Source organism: Virgibacillus kekensis, assembly GCF_042654125.1.
Lineage (GTDB): Bacteria > Bacillota > Bacilli > Bacillales > Amphibacillaceae > Lentibacillus > Lentibacillus kekensis.
In genome coordinates this window covers 1-23,781 of record NZ_JBHSFU010000005.1, presented here as the reverse complement: position 1 = coordinate 23,781, position 23,781 = coordinate 1, and the positions used below count along the sequence as shown (strand labels likewise).

Annotated in this window: 22 protein-coding genes, 1 rRNA gene, 1 riboswitch and 1 other annotated feature; of the genes, 11 read left to right on the top strand and 12 right to left on the bottom strand. The window is 41.9% G+C overall.

Translation table 11 applies throughout. The annotated features are described in order from the left end of the window. Positions 1-44: 44 nt before the first annotated feature. From ACFO3D_RS10320 to ytkD, 5 genes are all read left to right on the top strand, one after another. Positions 45-1,478 carry an o-succinylbenzoate--CoA ligase gene (locus ACFO3D_RS10320; protein WP_390295581.1) on the top strand — a complete coding sequence of 478 codons (1,434 nt, stop codon included), beginning with the start codon at positions 45-47 and terminating at the stop codon, positions 1,476-1,478. 190 nt (positions 1,479-1,668) lie between these two features. Next, positions 1,669-2,499 carry an ABC transporter ATP-binding protein gene (locus ACFO3D_RS10315; RefSeq protein WP_390295579.1) on the top strand — a complete coding sequence of 277 codons (831 nt, stop codon included), beginning with the start codon at positions 1,669-1,671 and terminating at the stop codon, positions 2,497-2,499. Positions 2,500-2,649: 150 nt separating this feature from the next. Continuing rightward, positions 2,650-2,970 carry a hydrolase gene (locus ACFO3D_RS10310; protein ID WP_390295577.1) on the top strand — a complete coding sequence of 107 codons (321 nt, stop codon included), beginning with the start codon at positions 2,650-2,652 and terminating at the stop codon, positions 2,968-2,970. Positions 2,971-3,133: 163 nt separating this feature from the next. Continuing rightward, complete coding sequence (locus ACFO3D_RS10305) at positions 3,134-3,697, top strand: hypothetical protein (RefSeq protein WP_390295575.1); 564 nt, start codon at positions 3,134-3,136, stop codon at positions 3,695-3,697. Positions 3,698-3,728: 31 nt separating this feature from the next. Further along, the gene (gene ytkD, locus ACFO3D_RS10300) at positions 3,729-4,211 is read left to right on the top strand and encodes an RNA deprotection pyrophosphohydrolase (RefSeq protein WP_390295573.1); all 483 of its coding nucleotides are present in this window, start codon (positions 3,729-3,731) and stop codon (positions 4,209-4,211) included. Positions 4,212-4,711: 500 nt separating this feature from the next. Here the strand turns inward: ytkD and ACFO3D_RS10295 are convergent, their stop codons facing one another. The 3 genes from ACFO3D_RS10295 to pckA all read right to left on the bottom strand — a co-directional run bounded on the left by ACFO3D_RS10295 (position 4,712) and on the right by pckA (position 8,098). Beyond that, positions 4,712-5,521, bottom strand: coding sequence for an ABC transporter permease (locus ACFO3D_RS10295; protein ID WP_390295571.1), 810 nt, complete (start codon positions 5,519-5,521; stop codon positions 4,712-4,714). After that, positions 5,511-6,299: an ATP-binding cassette domain-containing protein gene (locus ACFO3D_RS10290; protein ID WP_390295569.1), complete on the bottom strand. Its 789-nt coding sequence runs from the start codon at positions 6,297-6,299 to the stop codon at positions 5,511-5,513. The genes ACFO3D_RS10295 and ACFO3D_RS10290 overlap by 11 nt, the downstream gene beginning before the upstream one ends. Positions 6,300-6,505: 206 nt before the next feature. Beyond that, positions 6,506-8,098 carry a phosphoenolpyruvate carboxykinase (ATP) gene (gene pckA, locus ACFO3D_RS10285; RefSeq protein ID WP_390295567.1) on the bottom strand — a complete coding sequence of 531 codons (1,593 nt, stop codon included), beginning with the start codon at positions 8,096-8,098 and terminating at the stop codon, positions 6,506-6,508. A 216-nt stretch (positions 8,099-8,314) separates the two neighbouring features. Continuing rightward, positions 8,315-8,421: riboswitch (SAM riboswitch) on the top strand. Between the two features lie 183 nt (positions 8,422-8,604). Between pckA and metK the strand changes: the two genes are divergently transcribed. Together metK and asnB are read left to right on the top strand one after the other, a co-directional pair. Continuing rightward, the gene (gene metK / locus ACFO3D_RS10280; protein ID WP_390295564.1) at positions 8,605-9,801 is read left to right on the top strand and encodes a methionine adenosyltransferase; all 1,197 of its coding nucleotides are present in this window, start codon (positions 8,605-8,607) and stop codon (positions 9,799-9,801) included. A gap of 165 nt (positions 9,802-9,966) precedes the next feature. After that, entirely contained in the window at positions 9,967-11,877 is a 1,911-nt protein-coding gene (gene asnB, locus ACFO3D_RS10275) for an asparagine synthase (glutamine-hydrolyzing) (RefSeq protein WP_390295823.1), read from the top strand. Positions 11,878-11,898: 21 nt separating this feature from the next. Here asnB and ACFO3D_RS10270 read toward each other — a convergent pair whose 3' ends face one another. Both ACFO3D_RS10270 and ACFO3D_RS10265 read right to left on the bottom strand, forming a co-directional pair. Further along, positions 11,899-12,759 carry a C39 family peptidase gene (locus ACFO3D_RS10270; RefSeq protein WP_390295562.1) on the bottom strand — a complete coding sequence of 287 codons (861 nt, stop codon included), beginning with the start codon at positions 12,757-12,759 and terminating at the stop codon, positions 11,899-11,901. Positions 12,760-12,847: 88 nt separating this feature from the next. Then, a complete protein-coding gene (locus ACFO3D_RS10265) occupies positions 12,848-13,363 on the bottom strand; it encodes a gamma carbonic anhydrase (RefSeq protein WP_390295560.1) in 516 nt (171 codons plus the stop codon). Positions 13,364-13,453: 90 nt separating this feature from the next. Between ACFO3D_RS10265 and ACFO3D_RS10260 the strand changes: the two genes are divergently transcribed. Then, positions 13,454-14,518, top strand: a complete 1,065-nt coding sequence (locus ACFO3D_RS10260; RefSeq protein ID WP_390295558.1) for a tetraprenyl-beta-curcumene synthase family protein — start codon at positions 13,454-13,456, stop codon at positions 14,516-14,518. Between the two features lie 80 nt (positions 14,519-14,598). Here the strand turns inward: ACFO3D_RS10260 and ACFO3D_RS10255 are convergent, their stop codons facing one another. From ACFO3D_RS10255 to mnmM, 6 genes are all read right to left on the bottom strand, one after another. Then, positions 14,599-14,739 (bottom strand): hypothetical protein, encoded by a 141-nt coding sequence (locus ACFO3D_RS10255; RefSeq protein WP_390295555.1) that lies wholly within the window; start codon positions 14,737-14,739, stop codon positions 14,599-14,601. A gap of 429 nt (positions 14,740-15,168) precedes the next feature. After that, on the bottom strand, positions 15,169-15,897 hold the full coding sequence (locus tag ACFO3D_RS10250; protein ID WP_390295553.1) for an amino acid ABC transporter ATP-binding protein: 729 nt from the start codon (positions 15,895-15,897) through the stop codon (positions 15,169-15,171). Then, a complete protein-coding gene (locus ACFO3D_RS10245; protein WP_390295551.1) occupies positions 15,894-16,538 on the bottom strand; it encodes an amino acid ABC transporter permease in 645 nt (214 codons plus the stop codon). The genes ACFO3D_RS10250 and ACFO3D_RS10245 overlap by 4 nt, the downstream gene beginning before the upstream one ends. Positions 16,539-16,605: 67 nt before the next feature. Then, positions 16,606-17,397 (bottom strand): transporter substrate-binding domain-containing protein, encoded by a 792-nt coding sequence (locus tag ACFO3D_RS10240; RefSeq protein WP_390295549.1) that lies wholly within the window; start codon positions 17,395-17,397, stop codon positions 16,606-16,608. Positions 17,398-17,584: 187 nt separating this feature from the next. Further along, positions 17,585-18,370, bottom strand: a complete 786-nt coding sequence (locus tag ACFO3D_RS10235; protein ID WP_390295547.1) for a transporter substrate-binding domain-containing protein — start codon at positions 18,368-18,370, stop codon at positions 17,585-17,587. Positions 18,371-18,434: 64 nt separating this feature from the next. After that, entirely contained in the window at positions 18,435-19,004 is a 570-nt protein-coding gene (gene mnmM / locus ACFO3D_RS10230; protein WP_390295545.1) for a tRNA 5-(aminomethyl)-2-thiouridylate-methyltransferase MnmM, read from the bottom strand. Positions 19,005-19,125: 121 nt separating this feature from the next. After that, positions 19,126-19,342, top strand: a binding site (T-box leader). Between the two features lie 157 nt (positions 19,343-19,499). Between mnmM and leuS the strand changes: the two genes are divergently transcribed. Then, positions 19,500-21,917, top strand: coding sequence for a leucine--tRNA ligase (gene leuS / locus ACFO3D_RS10225; protein WP_390295543.1), 2,418 nt, complete (start codon positions 19,500-19,502; stop codon positions 21,915-21,917). 39 nt (positions 21,918-21,956) lie between these two features. On the opposite strand, the gene ACFO3D_RS10220 is transcribed toward leuS, so the two are convergent. Beyond that, the gene (locus tag ACFO3D_RS10220) at positions 21,957-22,712 is read right to left on the bottom strand and encodes a hypothetical protein (RefSeq protein WP_390295541.1); all 756 of its coding nucleotides are present in this window, start codon (positions 22,710-22,712) and stop codon (positions 21,957-21,959) included. 110 nt (positions 22,713-22,822) lie between these two features. Here ACFO3D_RS10220 and ACFO3D_RS10215 point away from each other — a divergent pair, with 110 nt between their 5' ends. Further along, positions 22,823-23,131 (top strand): rhodanese-like domain-containing protein, encoded by a 309-nt coding sequence (locus ACFO3D_RS10215; protein WP_390295539.1) that lies wholly within the window; start codon positions 22,823-22,825, stop codon positions 23,129-23,131. A gap of 502 nt (positions 23,132-23,633) precedes the next feature. Then, positions 23,634-23,781, top strand: a 16S ribosomal RNA gene (locus ACFO3D_RS10210); the annotation flags it as partial.

Here is a 23,781-nt window from a genome sequence, read left to right as displayed (position 1 = left end):
CCTGTTATGCTTAGTGTTTTATACCGAACAGGGAGGTACCCATTATGCCTGAATTAATGCCGCACTGGCTTACAAAACAAGCTGAACTTTCCCCAAACAAGACCGCGATTGAACTCCCGGATGGTACGGAGGTTTCTTTTCTTGAATTAAAGAGAAGAAGTCAGCTATTTGCTGAAAAGCTTTTTTCTATAGGGATTAGGAAAGGAGCTAAGGTTGGAATATTTTCAGCTAATCACGTTGATATGGTGATTGCACTTCATGGACTAAGCTATCTCGGGGCTGTAGCGGTAATGCTAAATATTCGTTTGACTGACAAGGAGGTCCATTACCAAATTCGTGACGCTGATGTTTCTGTAATCCTTACTCAGAATAAGCAAAGCTCGTTTCATGTTCCAACTTATACATTTAACGATATAGAGGCTCTCGAGGGGCAACCCGCAGAATTAATAAACGAAATCGATCTAGACGCTATTTTCACGATTATTTATACATCGGGCACTACTGGTTTTCCTAAAGGTGTGATGCATACATACGGAAATCACTGGTGGAGTGCGGTCAGTTCCATGTTGAACCTGGGGCTTAACCAACATGATAAATGGCTAGTGACGCTACCGATTTTTCATGTCGGAGGGCTGTCCATCCTTCTTAAAAGTGTAATCTACGGTATGCCGGTTTATTTGATGGAGAAGTATGATAAGCAGCAGGTACATCAGGCAATTATGTCGAGCGGTGTAACGATTGTTTCGGTGGTAACGTTAATGGTGCGGGAACTGATTGACCAGCTTGGTGAAAATTCCTATCCTGAGTCATTCCGGTGTATGCTTTTGGGCGGCGGGCCAGCACCGAAAGCTTTATTGGAGAAGGCGAAAGAAAAAAACGTTCCCATATATCAGACGTATGGTATGACGGAAACTTCTTCTCAGATTGTTACGCTCAGCCCAGGAGATGCCCTGGAAAGAATCGGCTCATCAGGGAAACCCTTATTTCCTGCCCAGCTAAAAATAGATGCTGAGAAGGGTTCAATTGGTGAAATTCTGGTGAAAGGACCAATGGTTACACAAGGATATTATAATAAAGTGGAGGCGACGGATAAAGCACTCACGAACGGCTGGCTTTCAACTGGTGATCTTGGATATACAGATGGCGAGGGCTTTCTGTACGTTGTTGACCGGCGAAAAGACTTGATTATTTCAGGCGGCGAAAATATTTATCCAACCGAAATTGAGAGTGTGCTTTCGGGCATGGAAGGTATCCGTGAAGCAGGTGTCACGGGTCGGGAAGATATAAAGTGGGGCCAAGTTCCTGTGGCATTTGTAGTACTCGACGATGAGACACTTACCCCTGAAAAGATACTTCAATATGCTGCTGAAAACCTGGCAAGTTATAAACTTCCGAAAGAAATACATTTTATCGACCAATTACCCAGAAACGCCTCCAACAAACTTGTTCGTAACCGCTTGACTAGCTTGCTTTCATAAAAAGTGTTCATATTTCTGTCGTTTGATTTGTATATTTTAATGAAAATGATTCTCAAAATCATTGACTTATATCAAAAAACCCAATAAACTATAGATATAATGCTACAGAGAAGACTTTGCATATACATTCCTGTACATATGTATGTGTTTTTTAGTGGAAAGAATGTATAAGATGTGGGGAGAGATTCCAATGCAAACTTTAACGGCGAAAGATTTAACGCTTGGATATGGCGAAGATATAATAATCGATGATTTGAATATAACAATACCTAAAGGCGAAATAACGGTATTTATCGGCGGAAACGGCTGTGGGAAGTCCACATTGTTGCGTTCACTTGCACGATTGCTTAAGCCAAAAGGCGGCGACGTTGTGCTTGATGGTCAGGACATTGCTAAAATGGGTACGAAAGAAGTTGCAAAGAAGTTATCCATTCTGCCACAAAGTCCTGTTACACCAGAGGGATTATCCGTCATGGAACTGGTTAAACAGGGACGGCATCCTTACCGTGGGTTCTTAAAACAGTGGTCCAAAGAGGACGAAGACGCAGTAATTAAAGCATTAGATGCTACCAATATGCTGCACATGAAAGATCGTCCGGTTGATTCACTGTCAGGCGGCCAGCGTCAGCGAGCCTGGATTGCAATGACGCTTGCACAGGAAACAGACACCATTTTACTTGATGAGCCTACTACCTATTTGGATATGACCCATCAGATTGACGTGCTGGATCTTCTTTTTGAACTTAACGAAAAAGATGGTCGTACAATTGTAATGGTTCTGCATGATTTGAATTTGGCATGCCGCTATGCACATCATATTGTTGCAATCAAAGATAAGAAGGTATTTGCTCAGGGCAAACCTGAAGAAATTGTTACATGTAATTTAGTTCATGAAGTTTTTCAGATGAAATGTGATGTAACATTTGATCCGATGTTTGGTACGCCAATGTGTATCCCTCATGGCAGAGGCCGCTGTATTTATGCAAACGGAGCGCCTTCTCCTCAAACAGCTTTTAAATAATATTTATAGATAATATAACCCCATCAATCAAACGATTGACGGGGTTTTTTAATGGATAAAGTCACCTTCCTCCTAAAAAGCTTTCCGTAGGGCGTGTTTTTGTACATGTTTTGGTTAAATTTAGGCAAGTTATCAGTAGGAGGTGTGCATATGGATAGGAAAAAGTTTTATGTCAATATAGGCAGTCAGGAAATATCCCAGATTAAGTACGGAAATAACGATGAGTTTATAGTTTATGCCACAGAAGAGGAAGCGAGAATTCTGCGTGAAAAGATGGATAAAATGTACGTAGCTGATGGACGGGCATATGTACGTTCCCATGTGCCTATTATGGAATATCATAATGATAAGGCAAATGACGAGTATGACGCAGGATTGGCAGAAGCATTTGAAATGATTCATGATCTTGGAGATGATCAGACAAGAGAGTTTATCGAGGGATTGGGTATTTTGGATGATAAAAATAAATAGCTGGTTCTCCACAAGGAATAAGAGTGGTTGCTCTTATTCCTTTTTAAGCGTTTTTAATTTGATTTCTAGTAATTTTTTCTAATTAATAGTTTATGAATCTGGGTATTAAGGAATAGTATAACCATAACCGTATTATATATGTATTGAAAGGGGACAAGCAACGATGAGAATAAACTGGCGTCAAAAATACATAAAATTGGTTATCGGTGTAGCAATTATTTTACCATTAATATTCACACTTCAAGCAACTACAGGAACTGAACGAGCGGAGGCTGTCGGACAGCATAAAGCATCAGAGACAGTGCTTGAGAATGCTAAGAAAGCAGAGGGAAAAGTATCTGGGAAGAATCTTACCCATGAGCAGATTGTTTCCCTCACAGGAGGGTTTATGGATACACTGGTGCAAGAGATTGATAACCAGAACAGAGTAAAAAACTTTAATACTAAAAGTGAATTGCTCAATGCATTTAAGTCCATAACAACGAAAGAAGTGGCGTCCAAATATGTCGACTTCTATTTTATCGAGCGGGCAAATGGACTCTTTATAAAGCCAACTGAAACGCCGCCGTGGTTTAATGCAGCGAATAGTTATGAAAAGGTGGAAGAAAGTAAAAATACTGTAACAGTAAAACAGCACAATGTAACGGATTTATATGGTTCGTATACGATTAATTTTGAATTCACCCGTACAGGAAAGCAGTGGAAAATAACCGATATAGCATATTAATCAGCAGTAAATCAGGAAAGCAGTTGAAGCAATGTATACATTCAGAGACTATTATCGAAACCAAGTAAAATTATCATTTGAAGATCATCCATTTTCCCGAGAGCCGAAGCATGTATGGGTTATTTGTCGATACAAAGACAAATGGCTGCTCACTAAACATAAGGACCGGGGGCTCGAATTTCCTGGTGGAAAAGTGGAGGACGGTGAGCATGCACAGGATGCTGCGGTCAGGGAAGTGATGGAGGAAACGGGTGGAGAAATTAAATCCATTCGTTATGTCGGACAGTATTTCGTAAATGGCAAGGGCGGGACAATTATAAAAAATGTCTACTTTTCTGAAATTGCTGAGCTGATTGAGCAAGATAACTATTATGAAACTGAGGGACCAGTTCAACTGGAAACCATCCCAGCTAACGTTAAGCAGAATCAGAATTACAGTTTCATTATGAAAGATGATGTATTAACGCACTGTTTACGTGTGGTAACAAAAGAGTACAGTAAAAAATCGCCCTGACACGGGGCGATTTTTTAACGAGTGACGGTCTGCCGTGATTGTCTCAGCGGGATCATCGCATCGTACGGTCACTCATACCCCTGATGAGTGACGTTTCGCCGGGATTATTGCATCGAACGGTCACTCATAACCCCGATGAGTGACGTTTCGCCGGGATTATTGCATCGACCGGTCACTCATAACCCTGATGAGTGACGTTTCGCCGGAATTATCGTATCGACCGGTCACTCATACCCCCGATGAGTGACGTTTTGCCAGGATTATCGTATCGACCGGTCACTCATACCCTCGATGAGTGACGTTTTGCTCGTATTATCGTATCGACCGGTCACTCATAACCCTGATGAGTACCGTTTTGCCAGGATTATCACTTCGTACGGTCACTCATTGATTTATTAAGAGAACCCGCCATATTCCACAGTAGTATATACTGCAAAGCTTGCCCTCCTAGGGACCTTAAATCTAACTTCGAAGACCCCTAATAACAATTGCCAAGTTTGCTAGTTATAACGGTTTTTGATAATCCATTTTTCTAGTTGATCCATTAATCTGTACAAGATGGCTGAAAGAAATATAATGATGAACAGGGTTAGAATCATCGTTCCATAATCTGATACTCTCATCCTATTTACCAGAAGATAACCGAGCCCTTCCTCGCCGGCCAATAACTCGGCGACTATTACTCCTGCCCAGGCAAGCCTGGTACTGGTCTTCGCTTCAGAAAAGATAACTGGAAAGGAGGCAGGAAGAATTGCTCTGATGAAAATCCTCCATCTTCCCATTCCCAAACCACCGAGAATTCGTTTGTAGTTCGGATCAACACCCAGAAAAGAATTATAGCTGCTTATGATGATAGAAAGGAAAACGATAACTAAGCATACTGCTGTAATTGCAATATGGTCAGCTACCGGAAGAAATAATAGAAGGGGAATAACTGCGATTTTAGGAAATGATTCAATCAGTTTTAGATAAGGGCCGGCTATAATGGAAATCCATCTTGAACTCCATATTAAAATGGCAGCAAGTATTCCAGCGATTACTCCAGAAATCCAGCCAAGCAATACGGCTGTGATTGTCGACTTCACATGAGCGAGCATTTCTCCGTTTATAATTGTCTGGGCAGACCAGCCAATTAATTCAACAGGGGAACGTAAAGGCGAAATGGAAATCCATCCGAGTATCCCGGCAAGTTCCCACAAAACAATAAGTATTAAAAAACTACCTGCGTGTGTAAGCAGCGTTATCTTTTTTTCGCGGTTTAATCTGTCCTTGTTATGTTGAAGCAGACGACGTTCCGGATTATAAATCATGCCGAGACCGCACCACCTTGTTTACCGACCTGGTTTGGTTTTTGTTCATTTCCTGCCAGATTTTATCAAACAACAATTGATACTTGGGATGCTGTCTTGCCAAAAGGGGCACTTCCTGTCGTAATTCCAATGGCACTTCAAAAATCTTAGTGATTGACCCCACATCTGAATTGAGTAAAACAATCCGGTCACTTAACGCGATTGCTTCGTCAATATCATTGGTTGCAAATACCGCAGTCTGTTGATGACTGTGTAAAAGATGGATAACCATTTCCTCAAGTTTAAGCTTTGTCTGATAGTCGAGTTTTGAAAAAGGGTCATCAAGTAAAATAATATCAGGGTTACATAACAGAGCACGTAGGAAAGCAATACATTGCCTGGTCCCGGCAGGAAGAGTGGATGGATAATGGTTATATGAACTGGAGAGTCCTGTTTTCTCCAATAGCGTTAATGCGTTTTCTTTTATTTCTTTTTGTCTGATAACGAGCATATTATCTATAACTGTTTTCCACGGGAACAAATAATCTTTCTCCAGTAGCCATCCAATAGTGATATTATGTTCCTCCAGTGACTTATTGCATAAGTGGATGTTACCTTCTGTGGGTTTCACAGTTCCTGCGATCATGGAAAGAAGGGTGGATTTCCCGCAGCCACTAGGTCCAAGCAGCGTGACAAATTCACCTTCTTTTACGGAGAAGGTAATGTTATCGAGTATTTTTGTATAACTGTGTCTGGCAAAATAATAGTGAGATACGGTATCCAAGGTAAGAAATGACATGAATTTCCCTCCTTAGGATCAGTAAGTAAAAGCCAGATATTTGTTTCCATAGTTTATGCAGAACTGGGCGTTATGTGAACTGCAGACATGCTTTCCTAACCAAAAAAAAGCCGGCTCCCTATGTAGAGGTAGGAGACCGGCTGCCAGTTTAGCTGACATAAACTTTCCTTCATATTTTAAAATCCTTTTGGGATGAGGAAACATAGTTACTGAGGCCGATAAATCGGGCCTGCATTTTTAATATCATCACTTGCCTTGTCGAAGTTCTTGAAGTTCTCGTGGAACTTTATTGCCAGTGATTTTGCTTCTTCTTCATAGGCTGATTGATCGTCCCATGCATTTCTAGGTACTAGTACCTCGGCTGGAACGCCTGGTACATGCATTGGTATTTCCAGACCGAAAATATCATCGGTAACTGTTTCAACGGAATTGAGTTCACCTTCCAGGGCAGCGTGCACCATTGCGCGTGTATAGGAAAGTTTCATTCGCTTACCAACACCGTATTTGCCACCAGTCCACCCAGTGTTCACGAGAAAAACATTCGTGTTGTACTGATCAATTTTCTCACCTAGCATTTTAGCGTAGGTAGACGGCGCAAGCGGTAGGAATGGTGAGCCAAAGCAGGCAGAGAATGTCGCCTGCGGTTCGGTTACCCCACGCTCTGTTCCGGCCAGCTTGCTGGTATAACCGCTTAAGAAATGGTACATTGCCTGCTCTTTGGTTAGTTTACTGATCGGCGGTAATGTGCCTGATGCATCTGCAGTCAGGAAGATAATTGTATTCGGGTGTCCCGCGACACTTGGAGAAATAATATTATCCACATTTTCGAGCGGGTATGCTGCACGGGTGTTCTCTGTCAGTGATGTGTCATCATAGTTAGGGAGTCTTGACTCATCTTCAATAATTACGTTCTCGAGAACCGAACCGAAACGGATTGCGTCAAAAATCTGCGGTTCTTTTTCCTGTGAAAGATTAACACATTTTGCATAACAGCCGCCTTCAATATTGAAAACCCCATTCGGGCTCCAGCCATGCTCGTCATCACCGATCAGCCGACGGTACGGATCCGCAGAAAGCGTAGTTTTTCCTGTCCCTGATAGACCGAAAAATAGTGCTACATCGCCTTCCTGGCCAACGTTTGCTGAACAGTGCATGGACAGGATGTCGCGTTGTGGCAGCAAGTAGTTCATGACAGAGAAGATTGATTTTTTAATCTCGCCGGCATATTCAGTACCGCCGATCAGGATGATTCTTTTTTTGAATGAAACCAAAATGAACGTTTCGGAGTTTGTACCGTCGATTTCTGGATCTGCCCTGTATGTAGGGGCAGAAATGATGGTGAACTCAGATTCACGGTCGGTAAATTCCTCATCATCCGCAGTGATGAATAACTGACGGGCAAAAAGATTATGCCATGCGTATTCATTAATTACCTGAATTGGCAGGCGGTACTTTGGATCTGCTCCTGCATATCCTTTAAAATGAAAGAGTTCGTTCTTATCTTTTAAATAAGCAACAACTTTTTCATATAAGTTTTCAAACTTAGCTTCATCTATTGCCTGGTTTACTGTTCCCCAGTCAACAAGCTCCTCAGATGTTTCATCACGTACAATAAATTTATCTTTCGGGGAGCGCCCGGTATATTTCCCGGTAGTAGCACGGACTGCACCAGTGGCGGTCAGAATTCCTTCTTCACGGGATAAAATTTTCTCAACAAGCTGTGGGACAACCAGGTTTTTGTGTAAATTGCCTTGGTCCAGCAATTCCTTAAGTAATTTGGATTTCTCCACCGTATTCATATAAGATACCTACCTTTTCGAGATGGATTTTGTATGGAAGCAACAGCATTCCAAGTCTGTTCACTGAATCTGATTATTAGTATAACACATTAGTGATATTAGTCCATACTAATAATAGTATTATTTATATGTAATTTTGTTTGCAATAGTGTAACGGTCCGGTAAATAGTTGACACTGCAAGGCTTATTCGTTACGATAATTGACGAGCGGACACTCTCTTATTCAGAGTTGGTGGAGGGACAGGCCCTATGAAGCCCGGCAACCGTCATTTCGATGAAAAGGTGCTAATCTGTTGCAAGGTTGATCCCTTGAACAATAAGAGCGAAAGGCCCAATTTCCTTTCCTCCTAGATGCAGGAAAGGTTTTTTTAATTTTGTTGTGTGGTACCCTTATTATTAGGGTTGTAAACAACTTTAGCAAGTCCCACACATTAACCTGATCGACACACATGCATATACTGAAAAAATAGAGTTCCGTAACATATATTAAGGGAGGATTTAGCCTTATGGCTGCAAATCGTCGTCTATTTACATCTGAATCTGTAACAGAGGGGCACCCCGATAAAATATGTGACCAGATTTCAGATGCGATTCTTGATGAAATTTTGAAAAAGGACCCGAATGCCCGCGTTGCATGTGAAACAACCGTAACCACGGGACTTGTGCTTGTATCCGGCGAAATCTCTACTACTACATATGTAGATATTCCGGCTATTGTTCGCCAGACAATTAAGGATATTGGCTACACCAGAGCTAAATACGGGTTCGATGCCGATACATGTGCAGTACTGACTGCCATTGACGAACAATCGGCAGATATAGCTGGTGGTGTAAACACAGCACTAGAAGCCAGACAGGGGAAAATGAGTGATGAAGAGATAGCTGCAATCGGTGCTGGTGACCAGGGGTTGATGTTCGGTTTTGCCTGTGATGAAACTGAGGAACTGATGCCTTTGCCGATAGCACTTGCACATAAACTGTCTAAACGGCTTTCCGACGCGCGTAAGGAGAAAATTCTTGATTATCTTCGGCCTGACGGTAAAACCCAGGTCACCATTGAATACGATGAAAATGATAATCCGGTTAAAGTGGATACAATCGTTATATCTACACAACATCACCAGGATATTAAGACTGAACAGATTGAGAAAGATTTGGTTGAACATGTAATCCGTCCGGTAGTCCCTGCTGAATTGCTTGACGAGACTACCAAGTATTTTATTAATCCTACAGGCAGGTTTGTTATTGGCGGTCCTCAGGGTGATGCTGGGCTTACCGGCCGCAAAATCATTGTCGACACCTATGGCGGATATGCACGGCACGGCGGGGGAGCGTTCAGTGGAAAGGACTCCACAAAAGTTGACCGGTCCGCAGCATATGCAGCCCGTTATGTTGCCAAGAATATTGTGGCAGCAAAACTCGCAAAGACCTGTGAAGTACAGTTGGCATATGCAATAGGCGTCGCTGAACCCGTATCGATCGCAATTAATACATTTGGAACCGGAACTGTAAGTGAAGACACACTTGTTAATGCTGTACGCAAGCTATTTGACCTGCGACCAGCAGGCATTATCCGTATGCTAGACCTGCAGCGGCCGATTTTCCGGAATACCGCAGCTTATGGTCATTTCGGAAGAACAGATATCCTGTTTCCGTGGGAAAAAACAGACAAAGTGGAAGAATTGCAGGCATTGGTAAAATAAAGTCACAACGGGGGTATTGGTTTGTTCAATACCCTCTTTTTGTTTTAAGTATGTAATAAGCATTCACAATCTACATCCAAAATAGGATTTTCGTTTATATCTCTACAGGGGCTTTTATGGTATAATTTGAAGGATTCAACATGATTGGAAAGCGAGGCAAATGCAATGTGCGGTTTTATTGGTATGTTTCGAAATAATCCAGTTGCGCCAACCGATGAGCAGCTGACTTCATTCAAGAAACAGAATAATATTATTGATCATAGAGGGCCGGATGATGAAGGATATTACCACGATGATTATGTATCATTCGGTTTCAGACGTTTAAGTATAATTGACCTTGAAAGTGGAGCACAGCCATTAAGTTACAACGATGAGAAAATTTGGCTGATATTTAATGGAGAGATTTATAATTACGTAGAATTACGTGAGGAGCTGCTTAAAGAAGGTTATGCCTTTGACACAGAGTCAGACACCGAAGTAATTGCAGCGTTATTTAAAAAGTATAAGGAAAAAGCGTTTGAGCATCTGCGGGGAATGTTTTCCATCTTAGTATGGGATAAAGAAGCGGAAGAGCTATACGGAGCACGCGATCCATTTGGGATTAAACCATTGTTTTACCGTGAGACTGAAGAGGGCATTATTTTTGCCTCTGAGAAAAAAAGTATTACCCTGATGATGGAACAGGAAGAAGTGGATTCGGAAGCGTTACAGCATTATTTAAGCTTCCAGTTTGTTCCTGAACCATTAACCATGACCCAAGGAATTAAAAAAGTGGAACCGGGGCATTATTTTGTAAAAAAAACCGGTGAACCAATCAGCTTTACTCGATACTGGCATGCAACATTCCGTCCGGCTCTGATGGAGAAACAGGATTGGATTAAACGAATTCAGGATGTCATGTACGATTCAGTTAAGGTACATATGCGAAGTGATGTGCCTGTAGGCTCCTTCCTGTCCGGAGGTATTGATTCTACCATTATTGTGGCGATGGCAAAACGGTACAACCCGAATATTAAAACATTCTCCGTAGGCTTTGAGCGGGAAGGCTACTCTGAGGTAGATGTGGCCAAGGAAACAGCCGAAAAACTTGGTGTGGAAAATATCTCGTATATTATTTCCCCAGAGGAATACGTTGAAAAACTTCCTAAAATTATGTGGCATATGGATGACCCGTTGGCAGACCCGGCATGTGTCCCGTTATATTTTGTCTCCAGGGAGGCACGTAAGCATGTTACGGTTGTGTTATCTGGTGAAGGTTCTGACGAATTGTTCGGTGGATACAACATTTACCGGGAGCCTGAATCCCTGAAAATGTTCCATTCTATCCCAACCCCGGCAAGAACCCTGTTGGGCAGAGTGGCCGAGGCTATTCCGGAAGGGGTCAGAGGTAAAAGTTTCCTTGAGCGTGGTACCACACCACTCAAAGAACGTTATATTGGAAACGCAAAAATGTTTGAGGAAAAGGAAAAACGCAAACTTCTGAAGTCATTCAATGAAAATCTGTCATATCAGCAGATAACTGGAAAACTTTATGATACAGTATCTGAATACCCGCTCGTCAATCAAATGCAATATGTTGATATTCATACATGGATGCGTGGCGATATTCTATTGAAAGCTGATAAAATGACAATGGCCAACTCGCTCGAGCTGCGTGTTCCATTTCTAGATAAAGAAGTGTTCAAGGTCGCAAGTGAGATACCTGTTGATCTGAAAATCGCCAACGGTACTACTAAGAGTATTTTGCGGGAGGCTTCCCGGGGAATTATCCCGGACCATGTACTTGATCGTAAAAAACTTGGGTTCCCAGTTCCGATTAGACACTGGCTGAAGGACGAGTTGAATGGCTGGGCTAAACAACTGATTCAAGAGAGTCAGACTGACCATTTACTTTACAAATCATACATTCTGAACCTGCTTGACGATCATTGTCAGGGTAAAGGTGACTATAGCCGAAAAATCTGGACAGTGCTCATGTTTATGCTATGGCATCAGATTTATGTAGAAGGAAAATTTGATATTAGTGAGTTAAGTAAGCAGGACATTGACTTAGAGCCTGTAACAGCTCCAGTGTAAAAAAAAACAGGCGATTACGGTTTAAAATACCGTAATCGCCTGTTTTCCCATTTGTATCCATGCTTCTTTAAAGTCATTAATAGGTGCCTTATCTGTACGGTTAAGCGGGTCATTAAAGTAAATGAATTTTTCGTCATATCCTGTTACCAGAACAGAGTGTTCTTTCATGGTTATCTGGATTGGTCCATCTTCTGTCTGCCAAGTGGTAAATTGATCTTCAGGCAACTCACGATATTCTGCATTGATAATAACCCATACCGGACGGTTCTGATTCAGCTGATCAATAATCTGACTGAAATTCTCGCCGGAAAAGTCATGAACACGCTCAACCCCAACATATTGGGCTGCGAGTTGAGCGATTGGACCATGATATACCCCATAACCTGGCGTGTTGTACGAGTACATATCCCCAACGAAGCCTTTGTGCGGATTCCCAAAAAAAGTACCTTCCTTGGTCTTCCGGTAATGGGTATTATCTCTTGGTACCTGATTGGCAAGCTCGCTTTTTGTTACCTCGATTCCGCTGTATTGAAGCAGCATTGCCAGGCTTGTAACTTCACAGCCACGAGGCAGTTCCGGTAATTGATTGATCTGCGGTGCAGACAGCCGGACGGACTCTCTGATGGTAAGCGGTGACAGCATTGTATCTGGAGCCCCTGCGGCTTTGGTGACAGTAGCAGTGTTGAACATTTTATCAGAAAACGTGGAAAAAACAGCCTTATGCTGATTGATATAGAGATAACCAGCAAACAGTGCAGTTACCATGAATCCTAAGCTATATATTTTAAAAGATTTCCTTACCCACTTGATGCTAACTTTTTCACTGTACAAAATGAAAAATAGCCCCAAGAAGCAGGATACAAAAAATAATACAATATGCATGGTTAAAACGCTCCTGTTTTATTGAAAAGATTATACCTTTTATATCGGACAGTTTTTCTTATCTATCAACAGTAGTGCTAAAAATAGTTCATAGGTCCGTATTCTGTCGGTAGTATTGTCCTTTTTCGGTATATGACTCGCGTACCCGCTTCATTTCTGCATAATCTTTATCAGTAAGTGTCCGGACTACTTTTGCAGGTCTTCCCAGTGCCAGTGAGTGAGGAGGGATTTTTTTGCCGGGTGGTACAAGACTGCCAGCACCGATAAAAGCGTGCTCGCCTACTTCAGCACCGTCTAATATAATGGATCCCATACCAATTAGAGCGTTGTTGCGAATTGTGCATGCATGCAATGTTACTTGATGTCCGACGGTAACATCATCTTCCACGGTGACCGGCATCCCGGGACTTTGGTGTACAAGGGAGAGGTCCTGAATGTTTACTCGTTTTCCAATAACGGTAGGAGCCACATCCCCACGAATAACCGTTTTGAACCAAACACTTGAAAGTTCTCCAATGGAGACATCACCAATAACTGTTGCATCCTTTGCCATGAAAACAGAATCATGAATACTCGGCTGACTGCCTTTGTAGTGGTGTATCATTTGAATCCCCCTAAGAATTATGGTGATATAAGTAGTATAGCAAAAAAAATTCCCAATTACTGAATGACCGGCTGAAACGGAGGAAAAAAGTTGACCTCTTATGTACCAAAATCATCATTTGCACTAATGGCGACTGTCTACCGAAAGATTTTTCCGGCTGTGAACGAAGAGCTTTCTCACTGGCAGAGCCGTGCTGAACAAATACCGGATCCTGAACTAAGAACACAGGCCTTGGCAAGTATACGAACTAAACGGTTTCATTGCCTGGGAGGAGCGGTATACAGTCTTCTTGCCGGAGACAACTGGCGAACGGCATTGCGCTTTATAGTTGCCTATCAGACCATAAGTGACTACCTGGACAACCTGTGTGACCGAAGCACCTCTATGGACCCGGCTGATTTCAGGCTGCTGCACGAATCAATGGGTGACGCTTTAAGCCAGAACAATTGTATTAAAAATTATTATCAGTTTAGAAACGAGCAGCGTGATGGTGAATATTTGGCTGATCTGGTCCGTACCTGTCAGGGCGTTATGCGAAGCTTCAATGGATATGAAATGATACGCGGATATCTTTTAAGGCTGGGCGGTTTATATGGAGATCTTCAGGTACATAAGCATGTTAAGGTTGAAGAACGTTTGCCGCGCTTGAAGGAATGGTACAGTGAACACAATACGGAGAATGAATCATTAAGCTGGTATGAATTTGCAGCTGCAGCCGGATCGACACTAGGTATATTTTGCCTTGTTTCCTATGCATTGGACAACAAGATGAGTTGCAAACTCGCAGAAAGTGTTATGCAGGGATATTTCCCATACATGCAAGGGTTACATATATTGCTGGATTATTATATTGACCAGCTGGAGGATAGGGAAGAGGGAGATCTTAATTTCTGCAGTTATTATGATAATCGGGAACAAATGAAGAAACGGCTTGTCTATTTTATTGAGCAGGCAAACTGGCATACTGACCATATGCCTGATAGCCATTTTCATAAAATGGTGTGCCGTGGTCTGGTAGGACTTTATCTTGGCGATCCTAAGGTTAAATCATTGGATAGCGGCGCGGAAATGACACGGAAACTACTGCAGGTTAGCGGGCATAAAGCACGTTTTTTTAACTGGAATACTCGGCTTTACTATAGGCTCTTTTCTTGAATTTTGTTTTTGTTTAAACCTCGCAGTCAATATAAACTACGAAGTAACTCGTAGCTTCGCTCGGGAAATACATTACGCTTTCACCACTCCGGGTGCAAGTACGACATCTGCTTATAAATTCGCAGTGTCATCTTTGCCGCCGGGCAACGCTTCAACTTCCTCGGAAGAAAATCACTTCCTGCGGGATTTTCAGCTGTTGCTTTTCCCGCAGGAGTCTCCATGTATTTCCCTCGCTGGATTGAGGCTGATTTGCACTGTATTTACATTGGCCTCTTGTTCTTATCAAATACTTAACGTATATTAGCGGAGGAAGAATACGGAGACTCCTGTGGGAACCGTGCCCCTTCAAAGGGGTGCCGACGTTGGGCGCAAAGCCCGTTTTTAGTCGGCCTTCCTTCAGACCCCCGCAAGAAGCGTTTTTTGCTTCTGAGGAGTGAGGCCAGGCCCGCGGCAAAAGGAAACACTGTGAAACTTTAGCTTGAACAGATGTTGGACGTGCACCCGGTGTGGTGAAAGCGACTGCGCGAAGTGGAAATCAACATAGCTAGCTACGTCGCAGTTTACAGTTTTAAGGCACCCAACAATTGTCTTTCAGAAAACAGTATTACTATAAAAAATAGGAGATCCCAGATTTAAACTGGGATCTCCGTTTATAACACTTTACTTAAGAATGCCTGTGTCCGTTCGTGTTGTGGGTTATTGAACAATTCATCAGGTACATTTTCCTCAACAATATACCCTTCATCTATATACAGTACCCGGTCACATACTTCCCGGGCAAAGCCCATCTCGTGGGTAACAACCACCATTGTCATGCCTTCCCGGGCAAGTTGTTTCATTACTTCCAGTACATCTCCAACCATTTCCGGGTCAAGTGCCGATGTGGGTTCATCAAATAACATGATTTTTGGATTCATTGCGAGGGCCCGCGCAATGGCAACTCGCTGCTTTTGTCCACCGGATAGAGACCCAGGATATGCATCCGCTTTGTCACTTAATCCGACCTTTGTTAGCAGTTCGTTTGCTTTTTTAGTGGCGTCCTCTTTGGATGTCCCTCTTGTTTTCATTGGGGCCAAAATAATATTCTCCATTACTGTTTTGTGCGGGAAGAGGTTGAATTGCTGAAAAACCATTCCCACTTCCTGTCTGATTTCGTTTATATTCGCATCTTTAGACGTTATGTCCTGTCCATCGATAATTACATGGCCATCAGTAATGTCTTCCAGGCGATTAAGGCAGCGGAGAAATGTACTTTTCCCGGAACCTGAGGCACCGATCACACAAACAACTTCCTGCTCGTTAATCGAGACACTTATATCTTTAAGGACTTCCGTATCTCCGAATGATTTCTTCAAATTTTTAACTTCTATCATTGTCATCGAAGTTCATATCTCCTTTCTAAGAAGCTCGATAGTAAGGATAGTGCATAAATTATTGCGAAATACATTAACCCGACTACAGACCAGATGATAAACGCCTCGAATGTTGCTGCAATTACTACCTGGCCTTGCTGTGTTAAATCTGCTATTCCAATAACAGACAAAAGCGACGTATCCTTTAAACTTATAATTGATTGGTTCGTGAATGTAGGGAGCATCCGCCGGAATGCCTGTGGCAGGATAATATATCGCATATTCTGCGTGTTGGAAAGCCCTAAAGAACGAGCAGCTTCAGTCTGTCCTTTGTCCATAGACTGGATGCCGGCACGGATAATTTCAGCAAAATAAGCACCTGCATTAATTGCAACCGTGATGATTCCCGCTGTGGTGCGGTCGTAAGAGATAAATTCCAAGGAATTCAGACCGTAGTAGAAAAAGAACAATTGAACAAGAATGGGCGTTCCACGGATTAAATCTATAAAAATTTTGGCAATCCAGTTCAGTATAGTGAGTGGAGACAGGCGCAGCAGGGCTATGATCAACCCAATAACGAACCCTAGTACAATAGCAACGATAAATATATACATCGTCATTTTTAAGCCTTCCCATAAATAGGGAAGGGCTTCAATTATTACATCCATCAGGTCAACTCCTTAATTGTTGATTAAAAAAATAAGCGCGCCTTATTAAGCGCGCGCAAATTAAAATTTATTGATCGCCAAGATACGTATTTAAAATTTCATCATATTTGCCGCTCTCTTTTAAATTAGCTAATCCTTCATTAATTTTCTTAAGGAGTTCGTCATTTTCACCTTTTAATACTGCTATTCCATAGTTGTCACCATTTAGTCGGTCACCAACAACCTGGAGACCTAAGTCATCCTGTGCAATCGCGTAGGAAATTACCGGATAATCTTCAATAAGTGCATCTGCACTTCCATTGGATACTTCTTGGAACATGGACGTACTGTCATTTACCTGAACAATTTCAAAACCGTATTTATCCTTGTTTTCAGTTGCGAAGTTTGCTCCTGTTGTTCCTTTTTTAACTGCTACTGTTTTACCGTTTAGGTCTTCAAGACTCTTAATTTCGGAATTGCCTTCAGCAGTTACAAGTGATAATCCTGCTTCAAAATACGGTTCAGAGAAATCAACTACTTTCTTTCGTTTATCTGTTATACTCATCCCAGCAATTGCGATATCCAATTCACCAGCCTGCATTGCAGGAATAATACCACTGAAGTCCATTGGCTCAAGTTGGATTTTAAATCCCTGGTCCTCAGCAATCGCGTTAATCAGATCGATATCGATACCTTTATATTCGCCATCTTCCTGAAACTCAAATGGGGGATATGTAGTGTCAACACCTACTTTGTATACTTTATCTTCGCTATCTCCCCCGGATGCACTGTCGCCTGTTCCTTCAGAATCACTGGAACCACAAGCGCTTAATGCCAGCACCAAAATTACCAATATGCCCAAAAAACTGAATTTTTTCATGAAAAAAAGCCCCCTTTTTGTATGTATTTCTCACTTCGTATTCTATACAAAAGAATTTTTATAGTCAAGAAATATCAAAATATTTAAAATGGAGGATTAATTTAGTTGAGAGGACCAAGAATAAAACCAGCCACACATGTTAGAACATATATGGCTGGTAAATTATCTTTATAGGGTATTATGCTAATTAAAGTTTTTCCAGATAATTACGGATAATTTTATCGAGTTTGCCTGTTTCCTTAAGATTTTTCAGGCCGTTGTTTATTTTTTCGAGAAGTTCTCCGCCAGTATCCTTTGAAACGGCAATCGCATAATCGTGCTCTTCAAGTTTTTTTCGTACAATTTTTAAAGGTAAATCCTTCTCTTTGATTGCATAAGAAGCTACCGGCGCGTCGCCCAGAAAAGCTACACCTTCTCCGTTAATTACCGTGCCATACATTTCTTCTGAATTGGTTACCTGAGTGATTTTATAGTTATACATATCCTTATGCTCTTTTGCATATTCATAACCGGTTGTTCCGGTTTTGACAACTAGTGGCTTGTTCTTCAGGTCTACCAACCCTTTGATACCGAGTTGATCCTTAGTGGTTACCAATGATAAACCTGCAGTATAATATGGTTTTGAAAAATTGACGATTTCTTTCCGCTTATCTGTAATACTTATCCCTGAAATGGCAATATCCAGGGATCCTGTTTGAAGGGCTGGCATTAGACCACTGAAGTCTGTCGGCTTCAATTCAACTTCAAAACCCTGATCTTCTGCAATGGCTTTAATAATGGCAACGTCTATACCTTTATAGCTATCCCCGTCTTCGATGACAAATGGGGGAAACGTGGTATCAATACCGACTGAATAGGTTTCTTCGTCACTGTCACCGAGTGTGGCACTGTCGGGTTCTCCTTCTCCAGGGTCACAGGCGGTTAATCCGATAGTCAGCACGAGTATGAGACTTAACAGGCTAAGTTGCTTCATGGAAAAACTCCTTCTGCATAGTTGTCTCGCTTCCGATACCTATGTAATACCTGTATAGCGATGGCTAGTTCCGTTTTTGGATTGCAAGAATAAATGGAGGATTGTTCTTCTGGTTAATAAAGCCATAATAAAGAACACTGAACAATTTCTGATCCAGCTGTCGGGTATACCGCATTAGCTGTTCTTTTTCTTGTGTACCCCCCTCATGTCCGTAATAAACAACCAATACAACGATTCCATTTCGTTTCAAATGAGAAAGAATTCCTTCAATAGCGAGTATGGTTGATTCACTTCTGGTAATAATGGATTTATCGCTACCTGGAAGATAGCCTAAGTTAAAAATTGCTCCGCCAAGCTTAGTCAACTGATCGACTGGTATATGGTGGATAAAGTTACTATGGCTATCCTTAATGATTGACGCGTTTGTCAGACTGCTCTGTGCAAGTCGTATTTTTGTATTCTCAATCGCCTGGTCTTGTATATCAAATCCGTAAACATGTCCTGTTTCTCCCACAAGTTTAGCAAGAAATGTTGTATCATGACCGTTGCCGCAAGTGGCGTCGATAACGGTGTCTCCTGCAGTCACTGCTGTCTCCAGCAGATAGTGTGAATAATTAATAATTCCTTTAATCATTGGAAATACTCCTTTATGTAGAATAAGATAATTTTATCATGAAGAATTACATTGGGGAAACAAAGGGCTGCATTGCCTTGACATTAGGGAACGTATTCATTAAAATTCTAATATACATATGATAACAACGAAGCGAAGGATCAGTAGTAAAGGTTTTCAGCTTGAGAGAGGCAGTGGGTGGTGCAAACTGCTGCTGAAAAACTTACGAACTCCCCTTCAAGTTGCAGAGGTGAACCTAAGTAGTTTCTGCCGTGACTATCCGCGTTAAGGATACAAGTGAACGCAGAGTTGCGTTAATTTGGGTGGTACCGCGGGAAACAAAGCTTCTCGTCCCTTCTCTAGGGATGAGTGGCTTTTTTTATACTATCAGAATTTAAAAGTGTTTCTTTGAAAGATAGTATAAGAAAACTGTGACAATCGTTATCAATCAGACGATTGCCGTTTTCTGATAGTTGACAGGGATTCTATCCAAGGAAACATAAGGAGGAAACAAAAATGACGTTTAATCACCGGGAAATTGAAAAGAAATGGCAAAAGCATTGGCTGGAAAATAAGACATTTAAAGCAGATACTTTCTCTGACAAAGAGAAGGTTTACGCCCTGGATATGTTCCCTTATCCATCTGGAGCGGGACTGCACGTTGGTCACCCGGAAGGATACACAGCTACCGATATTTTTTCCAGAATGAAACGGATGCAGGGTTATGAAGTACTTCATCCAATGGGCTGGGATGCATTCGGATTGCCGGCTGAACAGTATGCGCTTGATACTGGTAACAGCCCGGCAGAGTTTACTGAGCAGAATATCGCCACGTTTAAACGGCAGATACAGGAACTTGGATTCTCATATGACTGGGACCGTGAAATTAACACAACAGACCCGGCATACTATAAATGGACCCAGTGGATTTTCACGAAACTTTATGAAAATGGCATGGCTTATATGGACGAAGTAGCAGTGAACTGGTGTCCTGCACTTGGAACTGTACTTGCCAATGAAGAGGTAATTGACGGTAAGAGTGAGCGTGGGGGTCACCCTGTAATCCGTAAACCAATGAAGCAATGGATGCTTAAGATAACTGCCTATGCAGACCGTCTATTGGAAGACCTGGATGAGGTCGACTGGCCGGAAAGTATAAAAGATATGCAGCGTAACTGGATTGGTCGATCAGAAGGAGCTGAGGTAGCGTTTAAAGTGGATGGGCATGATGAGGGAATCACTGTATTTACTACCCGTCCTGACACACTTTTTGGTGCTACTTATGCTGTTTTGGCTCCTGAGCATCCGCTGGTTCAAAAAATTGTAACCGACAAACAGAAGGAAGTGGTCGATAATTATCTGAATCAGGTCCAATCTAAATCCGACTTGGAGCGTACGGACCTTGCTAAAGAGAAGACAGGTGTCTTCACAGGAGCCCACGTTATCAACCCGGTTAACAACGAAAAGATGCCAATATGGGTTGCTGACTACGTTCTTATGTCATATGGAACAGGCGCGATTATGGCCGTGCCGGGGCACGATGAACGTGACTATGAATTTGCACAGAAATTTGATCTTCCGATTATTGAAGTAGTCGCTGGAGGCGATGTTTCCAAGGAAGCATATACCGGCGATGGCGAGCATGTTAATTCGGAATTTCTTAATGGGCTTGGAAAAGAAGAGGCAATTACTAAGATGATTAGCTGGCTAGAGGAGAACGGGAAAGGTGACAAGAAAGTAACCTATCGTCTACGCGATTGGCTATTTGCCCGTCAGCGCTATTGGGGCGAACCTATACCGATTATCCACTGGGAAGACGGCACCATGAGTGCAGTGCCTGAAGAAGAACTTCCGGTAGAGCTTCCTAAAATGGATGAAATCAAGCCATCTGGCACAGGAGAATCTCCGCTTGCAAACAGTACCGATTGGCTGAATGTCGTCCATCCGAAAACAGGTATGAAAGGACGCCGGGAAACAAACACGATGCCACAGTGGGCAGGAAGTTGTTGGTACTTCCTGCGGTTTATCGATCCGGCCAATCCTGAGAAACTTGCTGACCCTGAAGCACTGAAGGAATGGTTGCCGGTTGATATTTATATAGGAGGGGCTGAACACGCCGTACTGCATCTGCTTTATGCACGGTTCTGGCATAAATTCTTGTATGATATCGGTGTTGTACCGACTAAAGAGCCATTTATGAAGTTATTTAACCAGGGTATGATTCTTGGTGAAGGTAATGAGAAAATGAGTAAATCCAAGGGCAATGTTGTTAACCCGGATGATATCGTATTTTCACATGGAGCTGACACTTTAAGATTGTATGAAATGTTTATGGGTCCACTTGAAGCAGCGGTTGCCTGGTCGACAAATGGCCTTGATGGAGCACGCAGATTTTTAGACCGCATCTGGCGCCTGACAATTGGGGAAAACGGTGAAATCGCAGAGAAAATAACAGCGGATGCTGATAAGTCCGGTATGGAAAAGGTTTATCATGAAACCGTCAAAAAAGTAACCGAAGACTTCGAAAACCTTCATTTCAATACGGGGATATCTCAGCTTATGGTCTTCATCAACGAGGCATATAAAGCCGACAGTATTCCAACAGAATATATAGAAGGCTTTGTAAAAATGCTATCTCCTGTAGCGCCACACTTGGCTGAAGAACTATGGAGACGCTTGGGACACGAAGAAACGATTACTTATGAAAAATGGCCTGAATATGACGAATCCAAACTAGTCGAAGAAGAAGCTGAGATTGTTCTTCAGATAATGGGTAAAGTTAGAGAGAGAATTAACGTACCTGTTGATATTTCAAAGGAAGAACTTGAGAAGAAAGCACTCGAGAATGAAACAATTCAGGAGTGGCTGGAAGGTAAAACAATTCGTAAAGTGATTGTTGTTCCAGGCAAACTAGTCAATATTGTAGCAAACTAAAAGAAGGGATCTCCTGTTTTAAAGGAGGTCCCTTTTAAATTATCCGGAACTAACCCATTCTGTTTTTAAGATAATCCATTTTCCCTTTTCGTAATACCATAGCGTTTCGATAGTGCCGAGCTGGTCAGCGTGGTATGCTCCACTGATCTGTTGATAACTCTTCAAGCCATAGCCTTTTTGCTCGCTTATTAGAACAGGTTCATAAAGCGCAATAGGATCAATCATTGGTGAATTGTTGCCCAGAACTTTTCCTTCTTTATTATATATACCAAGACGGATATATTCTGAAAATCTGTTTTTAACATTTTTATATATTGGATCATCCTCCGGGTTAAGTTGAATCTTAACTTTAAAATTATTCAAAAATGCTGCACTTACATAGCGTTGAACCGGCAGAGAGATCTCTTTTAAAATGTGTTTATTTAATGTATGCAGATGGTAATAATGCAAGCCACCACTTCCACCGGTGGCACTTTGGTAAAATATATCGGCCACGCCATCATGGTTGAAATCGATAAATTGCAATGCCGGATCGTATCCGCCCTCATAGCCTATCTTCCATTCATCCCCGTCTTCAGTTGTTACTTTCACCCATGTATCCATAAAATAGTCGCTTTCGTTAGTGAGTTTTGTTCCTTCAAGTAATATTGTTTCCTTATGGGAATCACCAGTTACATCCTCCTTGTATTTTTCAATTATTTCAGAAGATGGAGTATTGGTATCTTCCTCGGCCATAGTTTGATTTGGCAAAACACTAACGAAAAGCAGTCCAAACACCATAAAGAAAAACTTCATTTGACCACTCCGTTCTATTTACTTGCTATATTTTGTGTAAGATAGTTGCATGCTATTCACGGGTAACGTTATGATAAGCGTGCACAGATTAGGATAGGAGGATGAATGCAATGGACCATATTAATAAAGTTTCCCCACAGGATGTAGAAAGAATTATTAAAGAGGATAACGATATAGAAGTAATAGATGTTCGGGAAGACGAGGAAGTTGAAGCAGGTAAGATACCGGGAGCAAAACATATCCCATTAGCTGAGATTCCAGAGTCGGTAAGTAAACTTGATAAGGACAAAGAGTACATCCTTGTCTGCCGATCAGGCAGAAGAAGTATGAATGCAGCACTTTATTTGGATGAGTATGGATATAAGGTTTCCAATATGACTGGCGGTATGCTGGAATGGGATGGTGAAGTCATATCCTAGCTGTTGATTGGAGGGTGAATTTTCCATCTCTAATACCGTTGACTTTTATACTTACAGGTAGTATTATAAATCTCGCTGCTGAAAAACGCAGCAGAAAGAGCTTTTTATTATAAAGGTATGAGTTGACGCGGTTCTATAAAATTTATAAAATCATATTGACAACACATACCGATTCATGTAGTATAGGAAGTCGCTGCTCACGAAAGTAGCACAAAAAACACTTCATTAACGTATTGACAACACGATGCGTCAATGATATACTATTTACGCTGTCGAATATGGCAGTGAAAATTTGATCCTTGAAAACTGAACAAAACAACCAGTATGTCAAGAAGACAGGAAAAGCATTTATTGCTTTCCCTTGGATTCTATTTTTAAAAGCTAAGACATTATATGATTGATTGGTGTCAATCATATCAAACTTTTTTGGCAAAGAAGAATATTTACTTATTCTTCTTTGCATAAGTGCAACTACACTTTTGATGAAATCAAAAGTTAGTTTTCTATGGAGAGTTTGATCTTGGCTCAGGACGAACGCTGGCGGCGTGCCTAATACATGCAAGTCGAGCGCGGGAAGTAGGCTGATCCCTTCGGGGTGACGCCTGTGGAACGAGCGGCGGACGGGTGAGTAACACGTGGGCAACCTGCCT

Excerpts from the sequence above, each read along its gene's own strand:
- pckA (WP_390295567.1), bottom strand. The coding sequence starts at position 8,098 with ATGAATACGGTGGAGAAATCCAAATTACTTAAGGAATTGCTGGACCAA.
- asnB (WP_390295823.1), top strand. The coding sequence starts at position 9,967 with ATGTGCGGTTTTATTGGTATGTTTCGAAATAATCCAGTTGCGCCAACC.
- ACFO3D_RS10220 (WP_390295541.1), bottom strand. The coding sequence starts at position 22,712 with ATGAAGTTTTTCTTTATGGTGTTTGGACTGCTTTTCGTTAGTGTTTTG.
- ACFO3D_RS10255 (WP_390295555.1), bottom strand. The coding sequence starts at position 14,739 with ATGGAGACTCCTGCGGGAAAAGCAACAGCTGAAAATCCCGCAGGAAGT.
- leuS (WP_390295543.1), top strand. The coding sequence starts at position 19,500 with ATGACGTTTAATCACCGGGAAATTGAAAAGAAATGGCAAAAGCATTGG.
- ACFO3D_RS10290 (WP_390295569.1), bottom strand. The coding sequence starts at position 6,299 with ATGTCATTTCTTACCTTGGATACCGTATCTCACTATTATTTTGCCAGA.
- ACFO3D_RS10295 (WP_390295571.1), bottom strand. The coding sequence starts at position 5,521 with ATGATTTATAATCCGGAACGTCGTCTGCTTCAACATAACAAGGACAGA.
- metK (WP_390295564.1), top strand. The coding sequence starts at position 8,605 with ATGGCTGCAAATCGTCGTCTATTTACATCTGAATCTGTAACAGAGGGG.
- ACFO3D_RS10240 (WP_390295549.1), bottom strand. The coding sequence starts at position 17,397 with ATGAAAAAATTCAGTTTTTTGGGCATATTGGTAATTTTGGTGCTGGCA.
- ACFO3D_RS10245 (WP_390295551.1), bottom strand. The coding sequence starts at position 16,538 with ATGGATGTAATAATTGAAGCCCTTCCCTATTTATGGGAAGGCTTAAAA.
- ACFO3D_RS10305 (WP_390295575.1), top strand. The coding sequence starts at position 3,134 with ATGAGAATAAACTGGCGTCAAAAATACATAAAATTGGTTATCGGTGTA.
- ACFO3D_RS10250 (WP_390295553.1), bottom strand. The coding sequence starts at position 15,897 with ATGACAATGATAGAAGTTAAAAATTTGAAGAAATCATTCGGAGATACG.
- ACFO3D_RS10215 (WP_390295539.1), top strand. The coding sequence starts at position 22,823 with ATGGACCATATTAATAAAGTTTCCCCACAGGATGTAGAAAGAATTATT.
- ACFO3D_RS10310 (WP_390295577.1), top strand. The coding sequence starts at position 2,650 with ATGGATAGGAAAAAGTTTTATGTCAATATAGGCAGTCAGGAAATATCC.
- ytkD (WP_390295573.1), top strand. The coding sequence starts at position 3,729 with ATGTATACATTCAGAGACTATTATCGAAACCAAGTAAAATTATCATTT.
- ACFO3D_RS10315 (WP_390295579.1), top strand. The coding sequence starts at position 1,669 with ATGCAAACTTTAACGGCGAAAGATTTAACGCTTGGATATGGCGAAGAT.
- ACFO3D_RS10265 (WP_390295560.1), bottom strand. The coding sequence starts at position 13,363 with ATGATACACCACTACAAAGGCAGTCAGCCGAGTATTCATGATTCTGTT.
- mnmM (WP_390295545.1), bottom strand. The coding sequence starts at position 19,004 with ATGATTAAAGGAATTATTAATTATTCACACTATCTGCTGGAGACAGCA.
- ACFO3D_RS10235 (WP_390295547.1), bottom strand. The coding sequence starts at position 18,370 with ATGAAGCAACTTAGCCTGTTAAGTCTCATACTCGTGCTGACTATCGGA.
- ACFO3D_RS10320 (WP_390295581.1), top strand. The coding sequence starts at position 45 with ATGCCTGAATTAATGCCGCACTGGCTTACAAAACAAGCTGAACTTTCC.
- ACFO3D_RS10270 (WP_390295562.1), bottom strand. The coding sequence starts at position 12,759 with ATGCATATTGTATTATTTTTTGTATCCTGCTTCTTGGGGCTATTTTTC.